Source organism: Nonomuraea rubra, from assembly GCF_014207985.1.
Classification (GTDB): Bacteria; Actinomycetota; Actinomycetes; order Streptosporangiales; family Streptosporangiaceae; genus Nonomuraea; species Nonomuraea rubra.
In genome coordinates this window covers 2958703-2982395 of the sequence record NZ_JACHMI010000001.1, presented here as the reverse complement: position 1 = coordinate 2982395, position 23693 = coordinate 2958703, and the positions used below count along the sequence as shown (strand labels likewise).

The 23693-nt window shown below is 71.8% G+C and carries 21 protein-coding genes, 1 other RNA gene and 1 pseudogene; 14 read left to right on the top strand and 9 right to left on the bottom strand.

Going from position 1 to position 23693, the window contains the following annotated elements:
* The first annotated feature begins 20 nt into the window (after nucleotides 1-20).
* A complete protein-coding gene (locus HD593_RS13570) occupies nucleotides 21-2228 on the top strand; it encodes a SulP family inorganic anion transporter (RefSeq protein WP_246546504.1) in 2208 nt (735 codons plus the stop codon).
* A gap of 4 nt (nucleotides 2229-2232) precedes the next feature.
* Entirely contained in the window at nucleotides 2233-3246 is a 1014-nt protein-coding gene (locus HD593_RS13565) for an NAD-dependent epimerase/dehydratase family protein (RefSeq protein WP_185102514.1), read from the top strand.
* Between the two features lie 235 nt (nucleotides 3247-3481).
* Here HD593_RS13565 and HD593_RS13560 read toward each other — a convergent pair whose 3' ends face one another.
* Both HD593_RS13560 and HD593_RS13555 read right to left on the bottom strand, forming a co-directional pair.
* The gene (locus HD593_RS13560; protein WP_185102513.1) at nucleotides 3482-4045 is read right to left on the bottom strand and encodes a DinB family protein; all 564 of its coding nucleotides are present in this window, start codon (nucleotides 4043-4045) and stop codon (nucleotides 3482-3484) included.
* Nucleotides 4046-4387: 342 nt separating this feature from the next.
* On the bottom strand, nucleotides 4388-4822 hold the full coding sequence (locus HD593_RS13555; protein ID WP_221524750.1) for a hypothetical protein: 435 nt from the start codon (nucleotides 4820-4822) through the stop codon (nucleotides 4388-4390).
* A gap of 309 nt (nucleotides 4823-5131) precedes the next feature.
* Between HD593_RS13555 and HD593_RS13550 the strand changes: the two genes are divergently transcribed.
* Complete coding sequence (locus tag HD593_RS13550; RefSeq protein WP_185102512.1) at nucleotides 5132-5995, top strand: serine hydrolase; 864 nt, start codon at nucleotides 5132-5134, stop codon at nucleotides 5993-5995.
* Nucleotides 5996-6038: 43 nt separating this feature from the next.
* Entirely contained in the window at nucleotides 6039-6680 is a 642-nt protein-coding gene (locus tag HD593_RS13545) for a class I SAM-dependent methyltransferase (RefSeq protein ID WP_185102511.1), read from the top strand.
* Here the strand turns inward: HD593_RS13545 and HD593_RS13540 are convergent.
* On the bottom strand, nucleotides 6677-7276 hold the full coding sequence (locus HD593_RS13540; RefSeq protein ID WP_185102510.1) for a hypothetical protein: 600 nt from the start codon (nucleotides 7274-7276) through the stop codon (nucleotides 6677-6679). The genes HD593_RS13545 and HD593_RS13540 overlap by 4 nt on opposite strands.
* Before the next feature lie 280 nt (nucleotides 7277-7556).
* Between HD593_RS13540 and HD593_RS13535 the strand changes: the two genes are divergently transcribed.
* On the top strand, nucleotides 7557-7745 hold the full coding sequence (locus tag HD593_RS13535) for a hypothetical protein (RefSeq protein ID WP_185102509.1): 189 nt from the start codon (nucleotides 7557-7559) through the stop codon (nucleotides 7743-7745).
* A 155-nt stretch (nucleotides 7746-7900) separates the two neighbouring features.
* Here HD593_RS13535 and rnpB read toward each other — a convergent pair.
* The 4 genes from rnpB to HD593_RS13515 all read right to left on the bottom strand — a co-directional run bounded on the left by rnpB (nucleotide 7901) and on the right by HD593_RS13515 (nucleotide 11353).
* Nucleotides 7901-8292: RNase P RNA component class A (gene rnpB / locus HD593_RS13530), an RNA gene on the bottom strand.
* Nucleotides 8293-8439: 147 nt separating this feature from the next.
* Nucleotides 8440-9765: a bifunctional RNase H/acid phosphatase gene (locus tag HD593_RS13525; RefSeq protein ID WP_221526835.1), complete on the bottom strand. Its 1326-nt coding sequence runs from the start codon at nucleotides 9763-9765 to the stop codon at nucleotides 8440-8442.
* A 44-nt stretch (nucleotides 9766-9809) separates the two neighbouring features.
* Nucleotides 9810-10550, bottom strand: a complete 741-nt coding sequence (locus tag HD593_RS13520) for a zinc ribbon domain-containing protein (protein WP_185102508.1) — start codon at nucleotides 10548-10550, stop codon at nucleotides 9810-9812.
* 2 nt (nucleotides 10551-10552) lie between these two features.
* Complete coding sequence (locus tag HD593_RS13515; RefSeq protein ID WP_185102507.1) at nucleotides 10553-11353, bottom strand: Nif3-like dinuclear metal center hexameric protein; 801 nt, start codon at nucleotides 11351-11353, stop codon at nucleotides 10553-10555.
* 121 nt (nucleotides 11354-11474) lie between these two features.
* On the opposite strand from HD593_RS13515, the gene HD593_RS13510 reads away from it, so the two are divergent.
* The 3 genes from HD593_RS13510 to HD593_RS13500 all read left to right on the top strand — a co-directional run bounded on the left by HD593_RS13510 (nucleotide 11475) and on the right by HD593_RS13500 (nucleotide 15357).
* Nucleotides 11475-12914 (top strand): flavin-containing monooxygenase, encoded by a 1440-nt coding sequence (locus tag HD593_RS13510; RefSeq protein WP_185102506.1) that lies wholly within the window; start codon nucleotides 11475-11477, stop codon nucleotides 12912-12914.
* 189 nt (nucleotides 12915-13103) lie between these two features.
* Nucleotides 13104-14132: a dipeptidase gene (locus HD593_RS13505; protein ID WP_185102505.1), complete on the top strand. Its 1029-nt coding sequence runs from the start codon at nucleotides 13104-13106 to the stop codon at nucleotides 14130-14132.
* 124 nt (nucleotides 14133-14256) lie between these two features.
* Nucleotides 14257-15357 carry a M20 family metallopeptidase gene (locus HD593_RS13500; protein ID WP_246546503.1) on the top strand — a complete coding sequence of 367 codons (1101 nt, stop codon included), beginning with the start codon at nucleotides 14257-14259 and terminating at the stop codon, nucleotides 15355-15357.
* A 498-nt stretch (nucleotides 15358-15855) separates the two neighbouring features.
* On the opposite strand, the gene HD593_RS13495 is transcribed toward HD593_RS13500, so the two are convergent.
* Nucleotides 15856-16839, bottom strand: a complete 984-nt coding sequence (locus HD593_RS13495; protein WP_185102504.1) for a helix-turn-helix transcriptional regulator — start codon at nucleotides 16837-16839, stop codon at nucleotides 15856-15858.
* A 121-nt stretch (nucleotides 16840-16960) separates the two neighbouring features.
* Between HD593_RS13495 and HD593_RS13490 the strand changes: the two genes are divergently transcribed.
* On the top strand, nucleotides 16961-17509 hold the full coding sequence (locus HD593_RS13490; protein ID WP_185102503.1) for a DinB family protein: 549 nt from the start codon (nucleotides 16961-16963) through the stop codon (nucleotides 17507-17509).
* Between the two features lie 355 nt (nucleotides 17510-17864).
* On the opposite strand, the gene HD593_RS13485 is transcribed toward HD593_RS13490, so the two are convergent.
* On the bottom strand, nucleotides 17865-18263 hold the full coding sequence (locus tag HD593_RS13485) for an SSI family serine proteinase inhibitor (RefSeq protein ID WP_185102502.1): 399 nt from the start codon (nucleotides 18261-18263) through the stop codon (nucleotides 17865-17867).
* A 179-nt stretch (nucleotides 18264-18442) separates the two neighbouring features.
* Here HD593_RS13485 and HD593_RS13480 point away from each other — a divergent pair, with 179 nt between their 5' ends.
* The 5 genes and pseudogenes from HD593_RS13480 to HD593_RS13465 all read left to right on the top strand — a co-directional run bounded on the left by HD593_RS13480 (nucleotide 18443) and on the right by HD593_RS13465 (nucleotide 23667).
* Nucleotides 18443-19309 (top strand): GNAT family N-acetyltransferase, encoded by an 867-nt coding sequence (locus tag HD593_RS13480; protein WP_185102501.1) that lies wholly within the window; start codon nucleotides 18443-18445, stop codon nucleotides 19307-19309.
* 65 nt (nucleotides 19310-19374) lie between these two features.
* On the top strand, nucleotides 19375-20808 hold the full coding sequence (locus HD593_RS13475) for an Nramp family divalent metal transporter (RefSeq protein WP_185102500.1): 1434 nt from the start codon (nucleotides 19375-19377) through the stop codon (nucleotides 20806-20808).
* A 34-nt stretch (nucleotides 20809-20842) separates the two neighbouring features.
* Nucleotides 20843-21769: pseudogene (locus tag HD593_RS65100) on the top strand (zinc-binding dehydrogenase); the annotation flags it as partial.
* A 15-nt stretch (nucleotides 21770-21784) separates the two neighbouring features.
* Nucleotides 21785-22693, top strand: coding sequence for an NADP-dependent oxidoreductase (locus HD593_RS65095; RefSeq protein WP_350668056.1), 909 nt, complete (start codon nucleotides 21785-21787; stop codon nucleotides 22691-22693).
* 17 nt (nucleotides 22694-22710) lie between these two features.
* Nucleotides 22711-23667 (top strand): helix-turn-helix transcriptional regulator, encoded by a 957-nt coding sequence (locus tag HD593_RS13465; RefSeq protein ID WP_185102498.1) that lies wholly within the window; start codon nucleotides 22711-22713, stop codon nucleotides 23665-23667.
* Nucleotides 23668-23693: the final 26 nt, after the last annotated feature.

Here is a 23693-nt window from a genome sequence, read left to right as displayed (position 1 = left end):
GCGACACGCAGAGTAGCTGGATGAGCACCCTCCGGCATGATGTGCCAGCCTCGCTCGTGGTCTTTCTCGTCGCGGTGCCCCTCTCCCTGGGCATCGCGATGGCCTCCGGAGCGCCGCTGGCAGCCGGGTTGATCGCCGCCGTGGTGGGCGGCATCGTGGCCGGCGCGCTGGGCGGCTCGGCCGTCCAGGTGAGCGGCCCCGCCGCAGGTCTGTCCCTGGTGGTCGTGGACCTCGTGCACACGTACGGCTGGCGGGCCACCTGCATGATCACCCTGCTGGCCGGGGCCGTACAGCTCGTGCTGGGGGTGTTCAAGGCGGCCAGGGCGGCGCTGGCGGTCTCGCCGGCCGTGATCCACGGCATGCTGGCGGCCGTCGGCATCATCATCGCCCTCTCCCAGCTCCACGTGGTGCTGGGCGGCAGCTCGCAGAAGTCGGCCATCGCCAACGTGCTGGAGCTGCCCGGCCAGATCGCCGACCTCCACGGGCACAAGGTGGCCGTCGGCATCCTCACCATCACCGTCCTGGCGTTGTGGACGCGGCTCCCCAAACGGCTCAAGGTGGTGCCCGCGCCGCTGCCGGCGCTGGCCGCGGCGGCGGTGACGGCGTGGGCGTTCGGCTGGGACGTGACGCGGGTGGACCTGTCCGACAGCCTCACCGAGTGGGCCTTCCCGGTGCTGCCGCAGGGCGACTGGCACCTGGTGGTCTCCTCGGTGCTGCTGGTGGCGCTGCTGGCCGGCTGCGAGTCGCTGCTGTGCTCGGTGGCGGTCGACGGGATGCACGGCGGGCGCCGGGCGGACCTCGACCAGGAGCTCACCGGCCAGGGCGTGGCCAACATGGTCACCGGCGCGCTCGGCGGCCTGCCCGTCGCCGGGGTGATCGTGCGCAGCACCGCGAACGCACAGGCGGGCGCCCGCAGCCGCTGGTCGACGATCCTGCACGGGGTGTGGGTGCTGGTGTTCGCCCTGGGGTTCGGCTGGACGATCACGCTGATCCCGCTGGAGGCGCTGGCCGCGCTGCTGGTGCTGATCGGCGTGCAGATGGTGAACCTGGGCCACATCAGGAAGGTGCACGGGCACGGCGAGGTGCCGGTGTACGTGGTGACGATGGCCGCCGTGATCCTGCTCGGGCTGGCCGAGGGGGTGCTGGCGGGGCTGGCGCTGGCCGCGCTGATGGCGCTGCGCCGCCTGACCTGGGTGACGGTGCTCAAGCGGGAGGACCGCGACGGCCGGCTGCACGTGACGATCTCGGGGTCGCTGACGTTCCTGGGGGTGCCGCGGCTGACGCACGAGCTCCGTACGATCCCCGCCGCCACCGTCGTGGACCTCGACCTGAACATCGACTTCATGGACAACGGCGCCTTCGAGGCCATCCACTCGTGGCGGCTGGACCACGAGCGGATGGGCGGCACGGTGGTCATCGACGAGCTGCACGACGAGTGGTACGCGCTGGCGGCCAGCGGGGCGCGCACGTTCCCGGCCAAGTCGCCGCCGAAGGCGCCGGACCGCTGGTGGCTGCCGTGGGCGCACCGGCGCCGGGAGGTGGAGCCGGTCACCGTGTCGCACGACGGCGCGCCGGAGTGCCTCCTCACGGCGGGGGCGCGCGAGTACCACCGGCACACGGCCCCGCTCGTCAGGCCCATCTTCACCGAGCTGGCCCGCAAGCAGCAGCCGTCGCACCTGTTCATCACGTGCGCCGACTCCCGCATCGTGCCCAGCCTGATCACGGCGAGCGGGCCCGGCGACCTGTTCACCGTGCGCAACATCGGCAACCTGGTGCCGCGCAAGGGCTCCGAGCCGCACGACGACTCGGTGGTGGCGGCGATCGAGTACGCCACGCAGGTGCTGGGCGTGCACACGATCACGGTGTGCGGGCACTCGGGCTGCGGCGCGATGGCCGGGGTGCTGAGCGGCGGGGTGCAGGCGGGCAGCCTGCCCGGGCTGCGCAGGTGGCTGCGGCACGGGGACCACAGCCTGGCCACGTTCATCGAGACCGAGGGCGACCGGCTGCACGGCGGGGCGCTGGACGTGCTGTGCCGGGTCAACGTGCAGCAGCAGCTGGAGAACCTGCGCACGTACAGGAAGGTCGACGAGCAGGTGCGGGCGGGCAAGCTGGAGCTGGTCGGGCTGTTCTTCGACATCGGCTCGGCCAGGGTGCACATGGTGCCGCCGCTGCGTCCTACGCTCTCCGTGAAGACGTTCGATCGGCGGATGGTGACGAGCGAGGATTGAGCCCATGAAGGTTCTGGTCATGGGTGGGTCGGGGTTCCTGGGTCGCGCCGTCGTCGAGACGGCGCTGGCCCAGGGGCATGAGGTGACGACGTTCAACAGGGGGCGCAGCGGGGCCGACGTGCCCGGCGTCGAGGCGGTGCGCGGCGACCGGGAGGCGCCCGCGGACCTGGCGCGGCTGGCCGAGGGCCGCTCGTGGGACGTCGTGGTCGACACCAGCGGTTACGTGCCGCGCGTGGTGGGCGAGTCGGTGCGGATGCTGTCGGGGCGGGCGGCCACGTACGCGTTCGTGTCCAGCGTCTCGGCGGTCGACGGCTTCCCCGCCAAGCCGGCCGTGGAGGAGGCTCCGGGCTGGGCGTGCGCGCCGGACGCGGGGCCGGACGACGGCGACTACGGGGTGCTCAAGGCGGGCTGCGAGCGGGCGGTCGAGCAGGGGTTCGACGGCTCCGCGCTGATCGTGCGGCCCGGCGTGATCCTCGGGCCCCACGAGGACGTGGCCAGGCTGCCGTGGTGGCTGACCAGGATCTCCCGCGGCGGCAGGGTGCTGGCGCCCGGCGACCCGTCCGCTCCCCTGCAGCTCGTGGACGCGCGCGACGTGGCTTCCTTCACCCTCGACCAGGCCGCGCGCGGCGCCTCCGGTGACTTCCTGGTGACGGGTCCGGCGGGCGAGACGACGTACGGCTCCTGGCTGGCCGCCTGCGTGTCGGCCACGGGGTCCGGCGCGGAGCTGGTGTGGGTGGACGACGCGTTCCTGGTGGAGCGGGAGGCGGGGGCGTTCGTGGAGCTGCCCCTGTGGAGCCCGCCGTCGGAGATCAGGGACCACTTCTGGAGCGTCCCCACGGCCAAGGCGGAGGCGGCGGGGCTGCGTACCCGGCCGGTGGCGGAGACGGTGCACGACACGTGGGCGTGGCTGCGCGAGATCCCGGAGGACAAGCGCACCTACGGCAAGACCAACCGGCACGGCATGGACGCGGAGAAGGAGGCGGCCATCCTCGCGGCCTGGGATGCGCGTTCTGCGTAATCCTCCGCAGAACGGGTGGCGTGGGCGGGGTTAGGGTCGCTGTGCCCGCGAGGTTCTCCACCTGCCCATGGCGCTCCTCGCGACGCCGGTCCTCACTCCCAGGGGCCGGAGGGGCGGAGGTGCCCGCCGGCGAGCCATGCCCTCTGGACGGGGCCGCCGATGATGGCTCGACGGCGGAACGGATCGCCTCCGCCCCTCATCCGATGAAGCCGTGCCCTCTTGAAGCAGCTGAAGGTCAGATGCGGCGCGGTACGGCTCCGTCCTGCCAGCGGTAGAGGTCGCGCAGCAGGGAAATCTCGGCGCCGTGATGGATCAGCTCCCTGTTGACGTGCAGGACGATGCCCTCCATGGGAAACCGCTCGGGACCCACCGCGGGCGGATTCTCCAGGTCGGCGTCCGAGAGTTCGCGGACCCCCGCGTTCCATCTCCCGTACATCTGATCGAGCTGTTTCAGCGCCTCGTCAGCGGTCCCCGCGTAGGCGAAGGTCTGGGAGTCCACGTCCTGGCCGCCGAAGTGCCATCCGACCCGATAGCCCAGGCACGAGACGATGATGTGGGCGAGCCGCCAGGCAATCGTGGTCACCGGCGCCGGCACCGGGTCGGGGGACGCGAAGTCCATCGCCCATTCCCCCGAACCTACCGGCATCGGCGCGGCCGACGTGCCACGTGGGCGGATGCTCCAGCAGCCACGCACCGGCTCCCAGAAGTACTCCTCATCGGCAAGACCGTCCAGCCGCGGCCGCAGGTTCTTGTGCCAGTGCCGGTCCAGCTGGTCCGCGATTCGCTCGCTTCTTGTCATTTCGGCACACTACAGACAGCGGAGCGTCCCGGGACGGCCGGGGCCGAGCACCGCCCACATGGCCGCACCGCCCGCACCTTCTTGCCCTGAGCCGCCCGCACCGTCTGCCTGAACGCCAGCACTGTCTGCCTGAACGCCAGCACTGTCTGCCTGGCCGCCAGCACAGCACTGCCTGCAGACCCGTCAGTACTGCCTGAATGGCCGTCAGTACTGCCTGAATGGCCGTCAACGCCGCTGCGTGCCTGACCAACGACCGCCGCGCCACCGTCCGACGCCCGCCGTCCGACGCCCGCCGCGTGCCCGCCCGAACCGCGCGGATCCGGCGTGTCGTTCGTCGGGTGCTCAGCGGTTGAAGCCGGACGAGTGATCGCCCGTGATGATCGTGCCGCTGTTGTCGCGTCCGATCGCCACCGACCGCTCGCCGGACGCGGTCACGGTCACCGTGCCGCCCGTCCCGGCCCGCGCCTCGGCCACCATGGCACGCAGCTGGGCCACCAGCTCCTCGTCCGCCGCCAGCAGCCTGCGGATCTGCACCCGCAACGCCGCCTGCAGATCGGGATCGTCCGGAGCCTGCGCCAGCTCGACGACCGCCTCCGGAAGCTCGTCCCCCTCCGACCGCACGCCGAAGATCCGCTGGAGCATGCGCCGTCCCCACGCCACGGTGACGTCGGCCGCCTCCTCCCGCGCCCGTACCAGCACGGCGGCCCCGTACGCCCCGACGGCGGCCGTCACGTACGGCGACAGCTCACCGACCAGCGTGGCCAGCTCAGCGCCCATCGCTCCCCCTCATGCCACCCGGCCCCGACCGATATCCCACCTGGCGAAGAATCTAGCGTGCCCTCCGGCCGCCGGCCCCGGCTCCCACGGACCCGTCACCCCACGGATACGCCCTTCCTGCCCTCCAGCCCCGGCTAACACCGTGGAAACATCGGTACAGCAATGCTGCCTGCCATGCATGTCATGGCATCGCGCGATATATCCCCATCCCTCCCTGGTCGCGGGTAGGACGGCGTGCCGCCGTACTCACAGCCCGAGCCCAAGCCCGGGGCGCGGCGATGCCGACGGGTCGCTCTAGCCGGTGCGCTCGTGCCACTGACCCTCCTCGCGTCGAGCGGCGTCCACCAGCCCACGCCCGCCCCCATGCCGATCCCCTTCTCCCCCGTCGCCATCGCGTCCGCACCGGAGCCGGCGCCGGTGAAGGAGCCCGCGCAGAAGCGGCGCCCCTCGTACAGGAAGGGCCTGACCCGTTCACTCGACCGCTACCTCGACGACCTCCCGGGCGACCTCTCCGTGCAGGTGCGCGAACTCTCGTCCGGACTGTCCTACACCTACAACCGCAGCCTCAGAACGGCCACGGCCAGCATCGTCAAGGTCAACATCGTGGCGGCCCTGCTGCTACGGGCCCAGCGGGAGCGCCGCGGGCTGACGGGCTGGGAGAAGCGGGCGGCCGCACAGGCGATCAAGATCAGCGACAACGACGCGGCGTCCCGGCTCTGGGCGGCGATCGGCGGCGCCTCGGGCCTGGCCGCGGCCAACAGGAGGCTCGGGCTGCGGGACACGCGTCCGGGCCCCGGCGGCGCGTGGGGGTCCACCACGACGAGCGCCACCGACCAGGTGCGGCTGCTGAACGCGCTGGTGTCGGTCAAGAGCCCGCTGTCGCCCAAGCACCGCCGCTACGTGCTGGAGCTGATGGCGGACGTGACGCCGGAGCAGTCGTGGGGCGTGAGCGCGGCAGGCGGGCGCGCGGAGGTCAAGAACGGCTGGCTGCCGCGGCAACGTGACGGTGGCCGGTGGACGGTCAACAGCATCGGCCGCGTACGGGAGCGGGGGCGTACGTACCTGATCGCCGTGATCTCGCGACGCCACCGCTCGCTGGGCGCGGGGACCAAGGCGGTCGAGCACGTGAGCAAGCTGGTCGCCAAGGCCATCGGCAAGGCCGCGAAGAAATGATCGCGGCGAGGCATGCTGGAAGAAGCCGTTCTGAGGGGATTCGATGGCGCGACAGGCCGATTTTCAGCATCCGCGGTTCGCCCAGGCGTACGCGCGGGTGGCCGAGCTCGTGGACCGGCGGGGCGCGTACGAGCACCGGCGCAGGCTGCTGGCCGGGGCCGAGGGGAGGGTGATCGAGGTCGGGGCCGGCAACGGCCGCAACTTCGCCCACTACCCGCCGGCTGTCACGCGGGTCGTGGCCGTGGAGCCGGAGGACACCCTGCGCCGGCTCGCCGCGACGCAGGCGCAGTCGGCGCCGGTGCCGGTGTCGGTCGTGCCCGGGCATGCCGAGGAGCTGCCCGCCGACGACGGCACGTTCGACGTCGTGGTGATGTCGCTGGTGCTGTGCTCGGTGCCGTCGCAGCCGCGGGCCCTGGCGGAGGCCGTCCGGGTGCTCAGGCCCGGCGGGCAACTGCGGTTCTACGAGCACGTACGGCCGGCCAACCCGGCGTTCGGCCTGCTGGCGGACGTCGTGACGCCGTTGTGGCGGCGGTTCGCGGGCGACTGCCGGCCGAACCGGGACACGCTGGGGGCGATCAGGCGGGCGGGGTTCGAGGTGGTGGAGGCTGAGCGGTTCGGCTTCGCGCCGCAGCCGGGGGCTCCGCGGTTGACGCACGTTCTGGGGTACGCCAGGAAACCGGGCTAGAACAACACGTCGCGGCGAACGATCACGACGGCCAGGCTCAGCAGCGGGCCGATCACGGCGATCAGCAGATACAGCAGCTCGCGTCCGCGGTCCCAGAAGGCCCGCTGCCTGATCTCGAACCATTTGAACGCCGAGACGCCCGCCACGACGCTCACGATGAGTTGCAGGCCGATCGTCCCCCACAGGGTGCTCGACCACTCCTCACGCGGAGTCGTCGGCCACGAATTCATGTAACCCTCGAGGTCGAAGACGCACCTCACCAGGGTGAAGGTCGTTATCACCTGCGCGCCGAGGGCGGCGTAGGGCGCGGCGTTCCCGGGTTCCGCGGCGGCGGTCACCGCGGGCCGCGGAGGAGGCGGATCCTGGCTGACGGGCCCGCTCTGCGGTTCGGCCGGCGTGGGCACGGGCCCCGGCGGTGGCGGCGCCGTCTCCCGCTGCCCCTCCTGCTCGGTCTTCTGCGCGTCACGCGCGCGGCGCTCGTCCTCGACCAGGCGGAACTGTTCCCGGGCTAAGTGAAGCTGTTTGCGCGCGAGATAGATCTGGGGCACGCCGATGCAGATCCCGACCACGATGCCCGCCAAGGCCAGGGCGTCCATACCGATACACTGCCCGTAACCATCCGAGAGGCGCAAGCGACGATTCTCCCGGTGCGGCGGCCCCTTCCCGGCACCGGTGAGGCAGCATTTGCCAAGACACGCTGGCTCGAACGTCAATAACCTCGATCGCCCTGGTCAGGGGCCGTAAACTGACGGCGTACCGGTCAGTAGCAAGCGGACGTTATTCACACCCGCTCGCCCTCACATCCGTTGCGCGGGTCGAGCAAGCTTCGCAGACACGTCACTCGAAACGGCGTGCTCCCCAACGGAGGTAGGCGGGATGGACAGTCGCTGGCATGTGACGCTCGCCCTCGGCGTAGCGGCCATCGTGGCCTTGTTCGTGGCGATCCTGGTTCTCGTGGACACCAAGGCCGAGCTGATGGCCGCCGGAGCAGCGGCCGGAGCCTCCTTCGTGGCGGTGGCCGGGCTGGCGCTCACCATCGTCGGCCTCAGCCACAGAAAGCCCTAGCCCTGCCTCGGCGAACGGGAAGATCACGGCCGCGTCGGCAGCACTTCCGGAAAGGTCTTCTGCCAGGGAAAGTTCCGCGTTGATGCCAACATCGATCGGCCGGCCGGCGACTGGACACACCAGCGCTCAGCGGCCTCGCCCCGAAAGGTGATGGGGTGACGAGTCGGCCTGTAGGCCGGGTTCTGTCCTTCGTACGAAGGGGCGACCATCCATCTAGGACCGCCGTTGCCGGCGGCCTCGAGCGGTCTACCCGCGCGGCTCGGGCGGGCAGCCCTCGAACGTCGCGCGCGGAACGCTCCTGGGAGCGTCCCTTCTTGACCTTGCTCCGGGTGGGGTTTACCTAGCCGCCCACGTCACCGTGGGCGCTGGTGGTCTCTTACACCACCCTTTCACCCTTACCCCCCGGCCAGGCCGGGAGGCGGTCTGCTTTCTGTGGCACTGTCCCGCGGGTCACCCCGGGTCGGCGTTACCGACCACCCTGCCCTGTGGAGCCCGGACCTTCCTCGGCGGGCCTGATGAGGCCCGACGCGGTCGCCCGGCCGACTCGTCTGGTGGACTGTATCAAATCTCAAGCCGTTCCCAACTCAACGACAAGATCGATTCGCTGGAATGGCGGGGTCATCGCCTGAGGGGGGCGGTGGCGACGCGGCGGTCGTGCCGGGTGTGTCTCTGGTGGCGCCCGGCACGGCTCCGCTCAGCGCAGGTGCGAGGTGTCGTTGAACGACTTCACGACGGCCGGGCCGTCGGCGTAGTACTCGATCAGCGACAGGCACGCCAGGTCGAGATGCATGCGGTACAGGGCCTGCAGCGGCGCCAGCAGGGCGTCTCTGAGGAGCAGCTTGATCGGCGTGACGTGCGAGACGGCCAGGACCGTCCTGCCCTCGTACCGCTCCACCAGCCGCTCCCTGGCCGCCTCCACGCGGCGGGCGGTCTCGGCGAAGCTCTCGCCGCCCGGCGGGGCCATGTCGGGGTCCGCCAGCCAGGCGGTCAGCTCGGCGGGCCAGCGGCGCTGGACCTCCGTGAACGTGTGCCCCTCCCAGTCGCCGAAATCCGCCTCCCTGAGCTCTTCGAGCACCTCGACCTCGACGCCCGCCTGGTCGGCGACCGCCTGCGCGGTCTGCCTGGCCCGCTTGAGCGGGGAGGTGACGACCACGTCCAGCCGGTACGGGTCGCGCGACAGCCGTGCGGCCGCCGCCGAGGCCTGGGCCAGGCCGTTCGCGGTGAGCTCGGCATCTCCCAGGCCGGAGAACCTGCGTTCGAGCGACAGCTCGGTCTCGCCGTGCCTGAGGAGGAGCAGGGAGGTGGCGACGCGGGTGGGCGGGGCCCAGCCGGTGCCCTTGGCCGTGCCCGTGGACCTGGCCTGGGCGGTGGCCACGGAGGCGGTGGGGGCGGACAGTTCGGAGATGTCGCCCGCGTCGAGGAGGTCCGTCTGGCGGCCTGAGGTCGGCGCGGGGCGTGCGGCTCCGGTCCCTGAGGCCCGCGCGCCGGAACCGGCAGCGGGAGCGGCAGCGCCGGAAGCAGCAGCGCCGGGAGCGGGCGTACCGGGGGCCGGGGTGTCGCCGCCGGTCGTGCCGCCCGCCTTCCAGGTCAGGCCCTTGGCGGCGGCGTCCATGGCCTCGTTGGCGAGGCGGTCGGCGTGGGAGTTGCGTTCGCGGGGGATCCAGGTCCACTCCGTCACTCGCAGCCGCCTGACCAGGGTGCCGGCCTCGGCCGCCAGCGGGCGCAGGCCCTCGTTCTTGATCTTCCAGCGGCCCGCCATCTGCTCGACGACCAGCTTCGAGTCCATCCGCACGGCCACCCGTGCCCCGTCGCCGCCCAGGTCGAGCACGGCCCGCAGGCCGGCGATCAGGCCGCGGTACTCGGCGACGTTGTTGGTCGCCACGCCGATCGCCTCGGCCGCCTCCGCCAGCACCTGGCCGTCGGAGGCGTCCTTGACGACCGCGCCGTACCCGGCCGGACCCGGGTTGCCGCGCGAGCCGCCGTCGGCCTCGATGACGTACGAGGTCACAGGCGAGGTCACAGGCGAGGTCACAGGCGAGGTCACAGGCGAGGTCACAGGCGAGGTCACAGGCCGGACTCTGCGGTGCGTACGAGGATGCGGCGGCACTCCTCGCACCGGAGCACCTCGTCGTGGGGGGCGGCCTTGATGCGGTTCATCTCGGCGATGGACAGGGCCACCTTGCAGCCCTGGCACCGGCCACCGTGCAGCATGGCGGCGCCCACGCCGTACTGCTCCCTGAGCTTCTCGTAGAGCTTGAGCAGGTCGGCGGGGATGTCGCCGACGACGCCCGCGCGGCGGCCCTGCACCTCGGCCGCCTCCTTCTCGATCTCGTTCAGCGCGGCGTCGCGGCGGTCCTCCGCCGCGGAGAGCGTGGCGCGCTCCTCGTCGCGCTTGGCCGCCAGGTCGGTGACCTTGGTGTCGGCGGCCTCCCTGCGCTCCATGATCTCCAGCACGACCTCCTCCAGGTCGCCCTGCCGCCTGTGCAGCGAGGCGATCTCGGACTGCAGGCTCGCCAGGTCGCGCGGCGAGGTCACGGCTCCGGAGTCGAGCCGCTTCTGGTCGCGGTCGGCGCGGGTGCGCACGGCGTCGACGTCGTTCTCGGCCTTGGTCTGCTCGCGGGCGAGGTCGCCGGCCTCGGTCTCGGCCTCGATCACCTGGGTGGCGAGCCTGGCGAACGACTTGGAGCGCTCGTCGATCTCGGCCAGCTCGGGCAGGGTGCGGCGGCGGTGCGCCAGCCGGTCAATCACGGAGTCGAGCTCTGCCAGGTCGAGCAGTCGCTTCTGTGCTTCAGGGGCTGCTTTCATGATCAATATCCTCTTGTCCAAGCATCGGTGACCGTGGCGGAGACACGTGTTTCAACGGTAACGCCACTCTCGCGCAGGATGGACGCCGCGCTGTCGAGCCACGGCCACTCGGTGGCCCAGTGCGCGGCGTCGATCAGCGCGGGCCCGCCCGACTCCACGAACTCGCTGGCAGGATGATGCCGCAGGTCCGCTGTGAGGAACACGTCGACGCCCGCGGCGGCGGCCGTACCGAGGAGCGAGTCGCCCGCGCCGCCGCTGACGGCCACGCGCAGGACCGGGCGGGACAGGTCGCCCGCCACGCGGATCCCCCACGACGTGCGCGGCAGCCCTTCGGCCGCCTGCCGCGCGAACTCCCCCAGCGTCGTCTTCTCCGGCAGCTCCCCGATGCGGCCCAGCCCGCGCCACGGGTCGTCGGGGAACGGCTGCAGCGGCACCAGGTCGCCGGCCAGCCCGACGGCCCTGGCCAGGGCGTCGGAAACGCCCGGGTTCGCGACGTCGGCGTTGGTGTGGGCGGTGTAGAGGGCGATGTCGTTCTTGATCAGGGTGTGGACGAGCCTGCCCTTGGGCGTGGTCGTGGCCACGGAGGTGGTGCCGCGCAGGTAGAGGGGGTGGTGGGTGACGATCAGGTCGGCGCCCCAGTCGAGCGCCTCCTCGGCCACGGCGGCGACGGGGTCGACCGCGAACAGCACCCGGCGCACCTGCTGGGCCGGGTCGCCGCTCACCAGCCCCACCGCGTCCCACGACTCGGCCCGGGCGGGCGGGTAGGCCGCCTCGAGCACCTCGATCACGTCAGTCAACGTCACAGCAGCCACCTGCGCAGACTACCGGCCCGCGGGGCGCCTCGCGGCGGGCGCGGCGAGGGGTGTCTTCAGAACGGGGTTCGGCGTAATGTAAGTGGATCCTGACTTGCGTTCGGAGGGCGGCATGGCACCAAGCGTCGCGATCGTCGGAGCGGGTTTCGGCGGGCTGTGCATGGCGATCCAGCTCGAACGGGCGGGGATTCGCTCGTACACGGTCTTCGAGAAGGCCGGGGATGTCGGCGGCACCTGGCGCGACAACAGCTATCCAGGGGCGGGGTGCGACATTCCCTCGCATCTGTACTCGTACTCCTTCGAGAAGTATGCGAGCTGGACCCGCCGCTACCCCGAGCAGCCCGAAATTCTCGAATATCTCGAACATTGCGCCGATAAATACCACGTCAGGGAGAAGATCCGCTTCGGTACGGAGGTGCGGCGGGCCGTTTTCGACGGCGCGAAATGGCAGGTCACCACGCCTGGCGGCACGGAGGCGTTCGACGTGCTCGTCATGGGGGTGGGGCAGCTCAACCGGCCCCGACTGCCGGACATTCCCGGCATGGCCGAGTTCGAAGGGGTCTCGTTCCATTCCGCCCGCTGGAACCACGAGCACGACCTGACCGGCCGGCGCGTCGCCGTGATCGGGAACGGATCGTCCGCGGCCCAGCTCATCCCCCGCGTCGCGGAGCGCGCCGAGCACCTGTACGTCTTCCAGCGCACACCCAACTGGGTGATCCCGAAGCCCGACGCCACGTTCGGCCCCGTGACGCGGCTCGCCTTCCACTTCGTCCCCGGGCTCCAGCGGGCCTACCGCGAGTGGATCTACCGGTACGCGGAAGGCACCCTCTACCCCGCGCTCTCCCAGGGGTGGAGCGCCGGGCTGCTCAAGCAGCGGGCGCTGCGGCACCTGCGCGACCAGGTGCCCGACCCCGGCCTGCGGGCCAGGCTGACGCCCGACTACCCGCCCGGGTGCAAGCGGGTGGTCATCGACAGCAGCTTCTATCCGGCGCTGACCAGGCCGGACGTGTCGCTCGTCACCGACAAGATCGTACGGGTCACGCCGAAGGGCATCGAGACCACCGAGGGGCCGTACGAGGTGGACACGATCGTGTACGCCACCGGCTTCAAGAGCACCGAGTTCCTCGTTCCGATGGAGGTGGTGGGGCGCGAGGGGCGGGCGCTGGCGGAGCGGTGGGCGGGCGGGGCCGAGGCTTATCTGGGGATCTCGGTGCCCGGGTTCCCGAACATGTTCATGCTGTACGGGCCGAACACCAACCTTGGGCACAACTCGATCGTGTTCATGATCGAGTGCCAGGTGGGGCATGTGATGAACTGCCTGCCGTACTTGGGCGGGAGCGGGCCCATCGAGGTGCGGGACGAGGTGATGGCGGCGTGGCGCAGGCAGCTCGACGCGGCCATGGGGCGGATGGTGTGGGGGGCGGGGTGTCAGAGCTGGTACAAGACCGCGTCGGGGCGGGTCACGAACAACTGGCCTGGGACGACGACGCTGTACCGCAGGCTCACGGCCCGGCCGCCGCGACCGGCTTACCGGACGGCCGGGCCCACGTAGGTGGGCGGGTCGCGCAGGTGGGCGGGTCGCGCAGGTGGGCAGGTCGCGCAGGTGGGCTGCCGGCCCGCGTAGGTAGGCAGCGGGTCTGGGCGGGCGGCCGGTTCGTCAAACCCAGGTCGTACAGATGATCCAAAAAATCGAACCTGGGACGCATTGGAGCAGGTCCCAGCCTCGCGATACCGTCCTGCCATGACGCTTCCCCTGCACCAGCGCGCTGTCGTGGCCGACACTCACAACGACCTGCTGATGGCGGTCTCCGCCAGGCCGCCGCACCAGTGGGCCTCGTTCTTCCGGGAGAGATGGCTGCCCCAGCTCCTCGACGGCGGGGTCGATCTGCAGGTGCTGCCCGTCTTCATCGACGACCAGTATCTCCCCGAGGGCGCGCTGCGGCAGACCCTGCGCATGATCGAGTGCGCTCACGTGCTGGCGGAGGGCAACCCCGACCACGTACGCCTCTGCCTCGACGCCTCCGACATCGACCGGACGCTCGACGACGGCAAGATCGCCCTCGTGCTCGCGATGGAGAGCATGCCCGGCCTCGACGCCAGCGTCGAGCTGATCCCGACCATGCACCGGCTGGGCGTCCGGGTGGCGTCCATCGCGCACTTCGGCCGCACGCCGCTGGCAGACGGCAGCGGCGAGGACGCGACGGGCAGCGGCCTGACCTCCGCCGGCGTCGCGGCCGTGCAGGAGATGGAGCGCCTTGGCATCGTCTTCGACGTCTCCCACCTCGGCGCCTCGGGGGTCGCCCACGTCCTGGAGCTGGCCACCAGACCGGTCATCGCCACCCACTCCTCCGCCCGCGCCCTCCGCGACCACCACCGCAACCTCACCGACGACCAGCTCAGGGCCGTCGCCGCCACCGGTGGCGTCATCTGCGTCAACTTCTTCGCCCCGTTCCTCGCCGAGCGCGAGGAGGACATGACGCTCGACCGCCTGCTCGACCACATCGAGCACATCGTGTCGGTCGCCGGCATCGACCACGTGGGCCTCGGCCCCGACTTCATCCGCGAGGTGATGGACGACCTCACGCCGCCCTGCTGCGAGGACCTGCACACCAGAGGGGTTGACCCGAAGCAGGCGGTCCCGGGCCTGGAGGGGCCGCGCGGGCTGCCCATGGTCACGGAGGGCCTGCTCGCGCGCGGGCTGCCGGAGAAGGACGTCATGCAGATCATCGGCGGCAACGTGCACCGCCTCTTCGGCGAGCTCCTCTCGTGACACCCCCGGCCCCCGCCGCCCCGCCACCGGCCGGCCCCGGCGTCCCGCCACCGGCGGGACCTGGCGTCCTGACAGCGCCGGGCTCGAACAGCAGGCCGACGACTCTTCCCGGGGGACGACCGTCATGAGCGCGACCGACAACATCTCCCACCAGGCCGCCCGCATGGTCGAAGACCTGGAGGAGCTGGTCCTGTGCGAGTCCTTCTCCAGCGACCTGGAAGCCGTGGCCCGCAGTGCGAAGGTGGTGGCCGCGATGGGCGCCCGCCATCTCGGCACGGCGCCGGAGTTCCTGGAGATCGACGGCGTCACGCACCTGCGCTGGTCGTTCGGCACGCCCAGGGTCCTGCTGCTCGGCCACCACGACACCGTCTGGCCGATCGGCACCCTCGCCACCCACCCGTGGTCCGTGGTGGACGGAGTGGCGCGGGGGCCGGGGGTGTTCGACATGAAGGCGGGGCTGGTGCAGACGTTCCACGCGCTGGCGGGGCTCGACTCGCTCGACGGCGTCACGCTGCTGATCACCGGCGACGAGGAGATCGGATCGCTCACCTCCTCCGCCCTGATCCAGGAGACCGCCCGCGGGCTGGCCGCCGCCTTCGTCATGGAGGCCAGCGCCGACGGCGGGGCGCTGAAGACCGCCCGCAAGGGCACCTCCAACTACACCGTCAACGTGCACGGCAAGGCCGCGCACGCCGGGCTCGAGCCGGAGAAGGGCGCCAACGCGGGCATCGAGCTCGCCCACCAGATCCTGTCCGTCGCCGCCATGGGCGCGGGGGCCACCACGGTCACGCCGACGGTGCTGTCGGGCGGCACCTCCTTCAACACGGTGCCGGCCGCCGCCTCGGTGGGCGTGGACGTGCGGGTGGCGGAGGTGGCGGAACAGGCCCGGGTGGACGCGGCCATGCACGCGCTGCGGCCCGCGGTGCCGGGCACCCGCCTGGAGATCCTCGGCGGCCCCAACCGCCCGCCCCTGGAAGCCTCCATGTCGGCCGCCCTCTTCACCCTGGCCCAGGAGCTCGCGGCGGGGCTGGGCCTGGGACCGCTGGCTTCGGCCTCGGTAGGCGGCGCCTCCGACGGCAACTTCACGGCCGGAGTGGGCTGCCCGACCCTCGACGGGCTGGGCGCCGTGGGCGGCGGGGCCCACGCGGATCACGAACACGCCATCGTCGCCGAGATGCCGGGCCGCACGGCCCTGCTGGGAGCACTCATCGAGGCGGTCCGGTAAGGGCGGACGGAAGCTCATTCGGAAGGCGGCCTCGGCGCGTAGGGAAGGTGGTCATGTCGCGCGGGGCGGGTCCGGATCGCGTGGCAAGCTGGCGCACCACCGGTCGATCGCCTTTCGGGTGCGTAGCACGATGACGTTCGTGGGTGCGGCGGCGTGCTCGGCCAGGAGGGTGCGGACCACGTCATGCCTTTGTCACTGTCCATCCGAGCCACCCTTCGACGTCATCCAAGCCATCCCACGACGTGATCCAAGCTGCCTCTTGACGTCATCTGGGCCACCTCCTCAACGTCACCCGAGCTGCCTCTCGACGCCGTCCGGGGCCACCTCCTCGACGTCACCCGAGCTGCCTCTCGACGCCGTCCGGGGCCACCTCCTCGACGCCATCCGAGCCGATGCCTCGACATCACTCGAGCCGCCCCCTCGACGTCTTCCGGAGCACGCATCGACGGCTTCGACGTGTCCGGAAATATCGTGCACATGACACCGGCCACTCATGGGTCACCGGCCACTCGGGCCGTCCTCTGGTGGGACCGCTCGGGTGAAGCGGGCTCCCCAGGTGCGGAGTTGGTCGCGTAGTTCGGGTGGGTTGAGGACGTGGAACTCGGCGTCGAGTACGCCCAAGGCCATGATGGGCCACTCCAGGGAGTCGACGGTCATCCGTACCCGGCACTGTCCCGCGTCGATCTCCTCGACGGTGCTCCACCTGCCGATCCGTTCCCGTACCGCCCCGGCTGGGGCCTGTACCAGGGCCTCCACCCGGTAGGGGCGGGGCAGGGCGTCCAGGCCGGTGCGGACGAACTCGGCGGCGTCGGCGGTGGGGAGCGGGCGGGGGCGGAAGCGGGCGCCGGTGCCGTGGGGTGCGGACAGCCGGTCGGCACGGAAGCTGCGCCAGTCGTGCCGTTCCAGGTCGTAGGCGACCAGGTACCAGCGGCGGCCGAGTGAGACCAGCCGGTGCGGCTCGGTGTGCCGTGCGGTGCGCCGGCCGTCGGCGGCGGTGTAGGAGAAGCGGAGCCGTTCGTTGTCGCGGCAGGCCAGCGCGAGCGTGGTGAGGACGCCCGGGTCGACGCCCGCCCTGGCCTGGTCCGCCCAGCCGGCGGTGACGGTCATCGCGCGCAGCGCGTCGATCCGGCGCCGGAGCCGGACCGGCATCACCTGCACCACCTTGGCCAGCACCCGGACCGAGGACTCGGCGATGCCCTCCACCGGGTTCTGCGCGGCGGCCTGCAGGCCCACGGCCAGGGCGACCGCCTCCTCGTCGTCGATCACCAGCGGCGGCAGCGCGGCGCCCGCGGCGAGCTGGTAGCCGCCGTCCACGCCGCGCTGGGCCTGCACGGGGTAGCCCAGCTCGCGCAGCCGGTCGACGTCCCTGCGCAGGGTGCGGGCGGAGACGCCGAGCCGTTCGGCCAGCTCGGCGCCCGGCCAGTAGCGGTGGGTCTGGAGCAGGGACAGCAGCCGTAGCGTCCGGGTGCTGGTGTTCGCCATGTTCACGATTCTTCCGCAATTCAGGTCAGAAAGTGGCCGCTATGGGTGTCAGTCTGTTGTTGAGCGGCAGGAACACCTCCCGATCTCGAACGGCCGAACATCCCAACGGAAGGCAGCGATCATGACCGTCAACACGCCGAGCACGAACAGCACCAGCGACGTGACCGGAGAGCGCGCCGACCTGCTGGCGGCGCTGGCGCAGAGCCGGCACTTCCTGCGCTTCACCACCCGCGACCTCACCGACGAGCAGGCCGGGCTGCGGACGACCGCCAGCGAGCTGTGCCTGGGCGGTCTGATCAAGCACGTGGCGCAGGTCGAGCGGGGCTGGGTGGACTTCATCCTGGAAGGGCCGTCGGCCATGAAGGACTTCACCGAGATGACCGAGGCCGACGTGGCCGAGTTCACGGACGGGTTCCGGCTGCTGCCCGGTGAGACGCTGGCCGGGGTGCTGGCCGAGTACGAGGAGGTGGCGCGCAGGACCGATGAGGTGATCGCCACCCTGCCCGACCTGGACGTCTCCCACCCGCTGCCGGCCGCGCCGTGGTTCCAGCCCGGCGAGCGCCGGTCGGCCCGGCGGGTGGTGATGCAGCTCATCGCCGAGACGTCCCAGCACGCCGGGCACGCCGACATCATCCGCGAGTCGCTGGACGGCGCGAAGAGCATGGGCTGAATTGCCATCAATAGGGCGAAGGAGCGCTGGACTGGTCAACGGCTGCGTGACGCAGCATGGGTGATCAGCGAGTGGGCGGAGGGCGTGGGGACATCGGTGCGGCGCCGCGCGCTTACCGCATTCGAGGGCCGGCGCGGCCGACGGCGGCCGGCGCGGCCGACGGCGGCCGGCGCGATCGGTGGCAGGCGACGCGGCCGGCGCGGACGACGGCAGGCGACGCGATCGGTGGCGGGCGGCGCGATCAGTGGCGGGCGACAGCGGGCTGCAGCGGGCGGCGCGGCCGATTACGGGCGGTGGCGGGCGGCGCGGCAACGCCTGCCGCGAGGGGCAGGCGTTGCCGGCATGGTTCAGGTGGTCATCCGGCGACCGGGCCCAGCTCTCGTTCCAGTACGCACCGGTTCGGGAACTCCTCGTAGTACGACTCCGGCCGTCCGTACCAGTGCCCCTGCGCCTCCACCTCCACCGGATCCCAGATCATCGGGCACGGACCCGGGTCGACCTCCAGGTCGCGCAGGTACCCGTCCACCGAGCGGAGCGCGTCGCAGGCCGCCCCTGGGTACGGGTGCAGCCCCCCGTCCGGGTCGCAGGTGAGGTGCATCGAGTACGCGCCGCCATCGCGGGGGGTGACGGTGATGTAGAGGTCCGCTCCGGCGGCGGCGTGGGCGGGGAGCGTCGCGAACGGGCCTGCGAGGGTCGCGGCGGCGCACAGTCCGAGCGCGGCCAGCCGGCGGGCGGCGGTCAGCACGAACGACATGATGTCCTCCCTGGTCAACGGGCGTCCCGGCATGGGACGGCGCACCCACCATGACTACAGCCGGTGAGGTGATGGCGACCAGGAGCAGCATAGGTATCTCTTCGTGATCGATCAGATACAGACAGCTATCCGTGCAGCTCATAGGAGGAGGACTTGTATCCGCGTGCGTAAATGGAGCGATGGAGCACGAGGAGGCGGCGGCCAGGGCCGGCGTGGTGATCAGGGAGTTGCGGGAGATCGGCGAGTTCGAGCAGGTCTACCGGCTCTTCGACGAGATCTGGCATCCGGAGCCGGCGAACGTGCCGGTGACCGTGGAGCTGATGGCCGGGTTCGCGCACACGGGCAACTACGTCGCCGGGGCGTTCGCGGGGGACGCATTGGTGGGGGCGTCCGTGGGGTTCCTGGCGTCGGGCGAGGCGCTGCACTCGCATGTCACCGGCGCCGTCGTCGGCAAGGGGGTCGGGTACGCGCTGAAGCTGCACCAGCGCGACTGGTGCCGCGAGCGGGGGCTGGCTCGGATCACGTGGACGTTCGACCCGCTCGTACGGCGTAACGCCCACTTCAACCTGGTCAAGCTGGGCGCGCGACCGGAGGCGTACCTGACGGAGTTCTACGGGGCGATGGCGGACGCGATCAACGAGGGCGACGCCTCGGACCGGCTGCTCGCGGTGTGGCGCGTCACCGGAAAGCAGGCAGAGGAGAAGGCGGACCTGGGCGAGGCGTACCCGCTGGTCCGGGAGGCCGATGACGGCGGCCCCGTGACAGCGGAGGCGAACGACCGCGGCCCCGTAACAGCGGAGGCACGCGAACGCGGGCCTCTGAGCGGGGAGGCGGGCGGCCGCGGGCCTCTGACCGGGGACGCTGGCGGGCGTCGGGTGCTGCTCGTGGGGACGCCGCGCGATGTCGAGCGGTTGCGGCGGGAGGACGCCGGGAAGGCGATGGCGTGGCGGATGGCCGTGCGGGAGGCGCTCGGCGGGGCCATGACCGCTGGGGCGCGTGTGGCGGGATTCACGGAAAGAGGCGAATACGTAGTGGTAATTAACTAGGTATTCCACACCTGTTTCGGGTCTCTGTAATGTGGCGGATAGGCAAGCCGAGCAAGGAGATCCGCATGGCGGAATTCACCCCCACCGTTCCTGCGCGCGTCCTACCCGCCGTCGCCGTGCGCGACCTTCCCGAGCCGCCCAGATCGACCTGGCGGGTCATCGGCCCTGGCCTGGTCGGGGCCGGTGTCGGGCTGGCGTCGGGCGAGTTCATCCTCTGGCCGTACATCGCCTCGCAAGTCGGCCTGGTGTTCATCTGGGGAGCCGCGATCGGCATCATCACCCAGTGGTTCCTGAACATGGAGATCGAGCGTTACACCCTGGCCACCGGCGAGACCGCGCTGACCGGTTTCAGCCGCATGTGGAAACACTGGGGCCTGGTCTTCGTGATCATGACGCTCTGCTCGAACCTCTGGCCGGGCTGGGTGACCACGTCCGCGACCATGGTCACGTACCTGACGGGCTCGGGCGAGGGCTCCGTGCGGTGGATCGCGATCGGCATGCTGCTGCTGATCGCGATCAGCCTGACCATGGCACCGGTGATCTACATCCTGCTCGAACGGGTCATCTTCGTGAAGATCGCGCTCGTGGCGACGCTGATCGTGGTGGCGATCCTGTTCGCGATCAACGCGGAGAGCTGGCTGGAGCTGGGCAGGGGCCTGACGGTCGGGGCCAGGTTCCCGGTGCCGCCGCTGGAGTTCGCGGTGCTGATGGGCGCCATCGCGTACGCCGGCGCGGGCGGCGGCCAGAACCTGTGCCAGAGCAACTGGATCCGCGACAAGGGCTTCGGCATGGGCCTGTACGTCCCGCGCCTGGTCAGCCCCGTCACCGGTCACGAGGAGGCGGTCTCCTCGACCGGGTTCCAGTTCGCGCCGACGAAGGAGAACCTGGCGCGGTGGAAGCAGTGGTGGCGCTTCGCCAACATCGAGCAGGCGTGGACGTTCGCCATGGTGTCGTTCGTGACGATCGCGCTCATGTCGATGCTGGCCCACTCGACGGTGTTCGGCCGGCCGGGGCTGGAGAACAGCATCGCCTTCCTGGAGGTCGAGGGGCAGGTGCTGCAGAGCACGGTCGGCACGTGGTTCGGCCTGCTGTTCTGGGTGATCGGGGCGCTGGCCCTGTTCGCCTCGGCCATGGGCATCGTCGACTACACCTCGCGGCTGGCCTCCGACACCATCAAGACGGTCTACATGCGTGACAGGTCCGTCTCGGTGAACCGGGTCTACTTCTACACGGTGTGGGCGATGGCGCTGATCGGCACCGTCATCCTGCTGGCGGGCCTGGACCAGCCGCTGATCCTGCTGGTGTTCTCGGCGTGCTTCGCGGCCGTGATGATGTTCGTGTACTCGATCCTGCTGATCATTCTCAACCGGCGGGCGCTGCCGGAGGCCATCAAGGTGCGGTCGTACCGGCTGGGGGCGCTGGTGTGGTCGGTGGCGTTCTTCGGCACGCTGACCGTGATCGTGGTCATCCAGCAGGCCCAGCGGCTCTTGGGAGGTTGACCTCAACCGAAGTTGAGGTACCACACTCGGCGGCATGAAGATTGTCGAGGTGACGAGGTTCGGCGGTCCCGAGGTGCTCGTGGCCGGGCGGGCGCCCGGCCACGAGGCGGGGCCGGGGCAGGTCGTGATCGCCGTGTCGGTGGTGGACGTGATGTCCATCGACGCGCAGCTGCGTGCCGGGTGGGGGCGCGAGTGGTTCCCCGCCCGGCCGCCGTACGTGCCGGGCACCGGCGTGGCGGGGCGGGTGGTCTCGGTCGGCGACGGGGTGGAGGGCGGGTGGGCGGGGCGGCGGGTGGCCGCGCTGCTCCCTAACGGCGGAGCGTACGCCGAGCGTGCCGTGGCCGGCGTGGAGACGGTCGTCGCGGTGCCGGACGAGGTACCGCTGTGGCAGGCCGCGGCGCTCGTCCAGGTCGGGCCGGCGGCGCTGAGCCTGGTGGAGGCGGCCGAGCTGCGGCCGGGTACGCGGGTGCTGGTCACGGGGGCCGGTGGCGCGCTGGGTCTCGCGCTGGTACGGCTCGCGAGCGCGGCGGGCGCCCTGGTGACGGCGGCGGCGCACGGCCCGGCCAAACGGGAGGCGGCCCTGGCGGCCGGAGCGGCGCAGGCCGCCGACTACGCGGAGCCGGCGGAACCGGCCGCCGGGGCGTTCGAGGTTGTGTTCGACGGGGTCGGCGGCGAGGTCGGCGCGGCGGCGTTCGCGCGGACCGCAAGCGGCGGAAGGTTCTTCGCATACGGAGTGCCCAGCGGTTCGACGGCGACCATCGCTCCAGCGGAGGCCGGGCGGCGCAAGGTCCGGGTGATCGGCATGGAGCAGGTCCAGTTCGCCCCCGACGAGTTCACCCGCCTGGCCGAGCAGGCGCTGAAGGAGGCGGCGGCGGGCCGCCTGGCGACCCCGGTGGGCCTGGTCGTGCCGCTGGAGCGGGCCGCCGAGGCGCACGCCGCGCTGGAGGCCCGCGAGCTGGTCGGCAAGGCCCTGCTGCTGGCCACCGCGCAGGCCGTCCGCTACGGCAGGCACGGCGGCCCCGAGGTGCTGGAGCTGACGGAGATCCCGCTGCCCGAGCCGGGCCCCGGCCAGGTACGGGTGGCCGTCAGGGCGGCGGGCGTGAACCCCATCGACTGGAAGATGCGGCAAGGCCTCCGCGGCGCCCCGCCCGACGGGCCGCAGGGCACCGGCATGGAGCTGGCGGGCACGGTGGACGCGCTCGGCGAAGGGGTGACCGGCCTGCGGCTCGGCGACCCGGTGTACGGGCAGGTGGCGCCGGGCGCCCTGGCCACGCACGCGATCGCCGACGCGGACGCGCTGGCGTACAAGCCAGACGATCTCACCTACGAGGAGGCCGCCGCGCTGCCCGTGGCCGTCGAGACGGCCCGCCGGGCGCTGCGGGACCTCGCGCTGCAGGAGGGCGAGACGCTGCTGATCCACGCGGTCGCGGGCGGCGTCGGCCTGGCCGCCGCGCAGCTCGCCCTGGCCAGGGGCGCCACGGTCATCGGCACGGCGAGCGGGCGGCATCACGAGTTCCTGCGCGGGCTCGGCGTCCGGCCCGTGGAGTACGGCGACGGGCTGGAGCGGCGCCTGCCGGAATCCGTCGATCGGGTGCTGGACGCCTCGGGCAGGGGCGAGCTGGACCTGTCGGTGAAGCTCACCGGCGACCCGGCCAGGGTGATCACGATCGCCGACCGGGCGGGGGCGGAACGGCTCGGGGTGCGCTTCTCGACCGGCGACGGGGCGGCCGCCGCGGCGCGGGCGCTGCGCGAGTCGCCGCACGTACGGCTGCCGGTCGCGGAGGTGTTCCCGCTGGAGCAGGCGACGCAGGCCCACCGCCGCAGCGAGCAGGGCCATTTCCTCGGCAAGCTCGTCGTGAACACGGAAGCTTCCTTGCCGCGATAGCGGGCACACTGGTGCCCATGCTGGAAACCTCGGCCCGCCTGCTCAAGCTCCTCTCTCTGCTCCAGGCGCACCGCGACTGGTCGGGCCCCGAGCTGTCGGCCAGGCTCGGCGTCTCGACCAGGACCATCCGCAACGACGTGGAGCGCCTGCGCTCGCTCGGCTACCCGGTGCACGCGACCCCGGGCGTGGCGGGCGGCTACCGGCTGGGCGCGGGGGCGGCGCTGCCACCGCTGCTGCTGGACGACGAGGAGGCGGTGGCGGTGGCGGTCGGGCTGGGCCGGGCGGCCGGGGGCGGCGTCGAGGGCATCGAGGAGACCTCTGTCCGCGCCCTGGCCAAGCTGGAGCAGGTGCTGCCGTCCCGGCTGCGGCGGCGGGTGAGTGCGCTCAACGCCTACACGGTGCAGATCCCGGGCAACGCGCCGTCCGTGCCGCCGGAGGTGCTGACCACGATCGCGAACGCGGCCCGCGACCACGAGGGCCTGCGCTTCGACTACACCGGCCACGAGGGCGATTCGAGCGTGCGGAACGTCGAGCCGCACCGCCTGGTGCACCGGCGCGGCCGCTGGTACCTCGTGGGCTACGACGTGGACCGCGACGGCTGGCGCACGTTCCGGGTCGACCGGGTACGCCTGCGCACGCCGTCGGGCCCCCGCTTCACCCCGCGCGAGCTGCCCGGCGACGGCGACCTCGCGGCGTACGTGGAGAGGGGGCTCAACACGGCGATGTGGCGCTACCGGGCGACGGTGCTGCTGCACGCCCCCGCCGAGCGGATGCGGGAGCTGCCGCTGGGCCTGGAGGTCGAGCCGGTGGACGAGGGCACCTGCCTGCTCAAGCTGGGCGGCGACGACGTCAGCGGGATGGCGGTGTGGATCGGGTTCATCGGCGTGGACTTCGAGGTGCTCGATCCGCCGGAGCTGGCCGAGCACGTGCTGCGGCTGTCAGAGCGTTACCGGCGGGCGGTCAGCGGCCGGTAAGGCGGCGGTCAGCGGGCCGGGCGAGG

Coding starts and splice junctions, on each gene's coding strand:
- HD593_RS13495 (WP_185102504.1), bottom strand. CDS start 16,839: ATGGCGAACACCAGCACCCGGACGCTACGGCTGCTGTCCCTGCTCCAG.
- HD593_RS13545 (WP_185102511.1), top strand. CDS start 6,039: ATGGCGCGACAGGCCGATTTTCAGCATCCGCGGTTCGCCCAGGCGTAC.
- HD593_RS13500 (WP_246546503.1), top strand. CDS start 14,257: ATGAGCGCGACCGACAACATCTCCCACCAGGCCGCCCGCATGGTCGAA.
- HD593_RS13485 (WP_185102502.1), bottom strand. CDS start 18,263: ATGTCGTTCGTGCTGACCGCCGCCCGCCGGCTGGCCGCGCTCGGACTG.
- HD593_RS13535 (WP_185102509.1), top strand. CDS start 7,557: ATGGACAGTCGCTGGCATGTGACGCTCGCCCTCGGCGTAGCGGCCATC.
- HD593_RS13520 (WP_185102508.1), bottom strand. CDS start 10,550: ATGAAAGCAGCCCCTGAAGCACAGAAGCGACTGCTCGACCTGGCAGAG.
- HD593_RS13505 (WP_185102505.1), top strand. CDS start 13,104: ATGACGCTTCCCCTGCACCAGCGCGCTGTCGTGGCCGACACTCACAAC.
- HD593_RS13565 (WP_185102514.1), top strand. CDS start 2,233: ATGAAGGTTCTGGTCATGGGTGGGTCGGGGTTCCTGGGTCGCGCCGTC.
- HD593_RS13475 (WP_185102500.1), top strand. CDS start 19,375: ATGGCGGAATTCACCCCCACCGTTCCTGCGCGCGTCCTACCCGCCGTC.
- HD593_RS13560 (WP_185102513.1), bottom strand. CDS start 4,045: ATGACAAGAAGCGAGCGAATCGCGGACCAGCTGGACCGGCACTGGCAC.
- HD593_RS13555 (WP_221524750.1), bottom strand. CDS start 4,822: ATGGGCGCTGAGCTGGCCACGCTGGTCGGTGAGCTGTCGCCGTACGTG.
- HD593_RS13480 (WP_185102501.1), top strand. CDS start 18,443: ATGGAGCACGAGGAGGCGGCGGCCAGGGCCGGCGTGGTGATCAGGGAG.
- HD593_RS13490 (WP_185102503.1), top strand. CDS start 16,961: ATGACCGTCAACACGCCGAGCACGAACAGCACCAGCGACGTGACCGGA.
- HD593_RS13540 (WP_185102510.1), bottom strand. CDS start 7,276: ATGGACGCCCTGGCCTTGGCGGGCATCGTGGTCGGGATCTGCATCGGC.
- HD593_RS13570 (WP_246546504.1), top strand. CDS start 21: ATGAGCACCCTCCGGCATGATGTGCCAGCCTCGCTCGTGGTCTTTCTC.
- HD593_RS13510 (WP_185102506.1), top strand. CDS start 11,475: ATGGCACCAAGCGTCGCGATCGTCGGAGCGGGTTTCGGCGGGCTGTGC.
- HD593_RS13465 (WP_185102498.1), top strand. CDS start 22,711: ATGCTGGAAACCTCGGCCCGCCTGCTCAAGCTCCTCTCTCTGCTCCAG.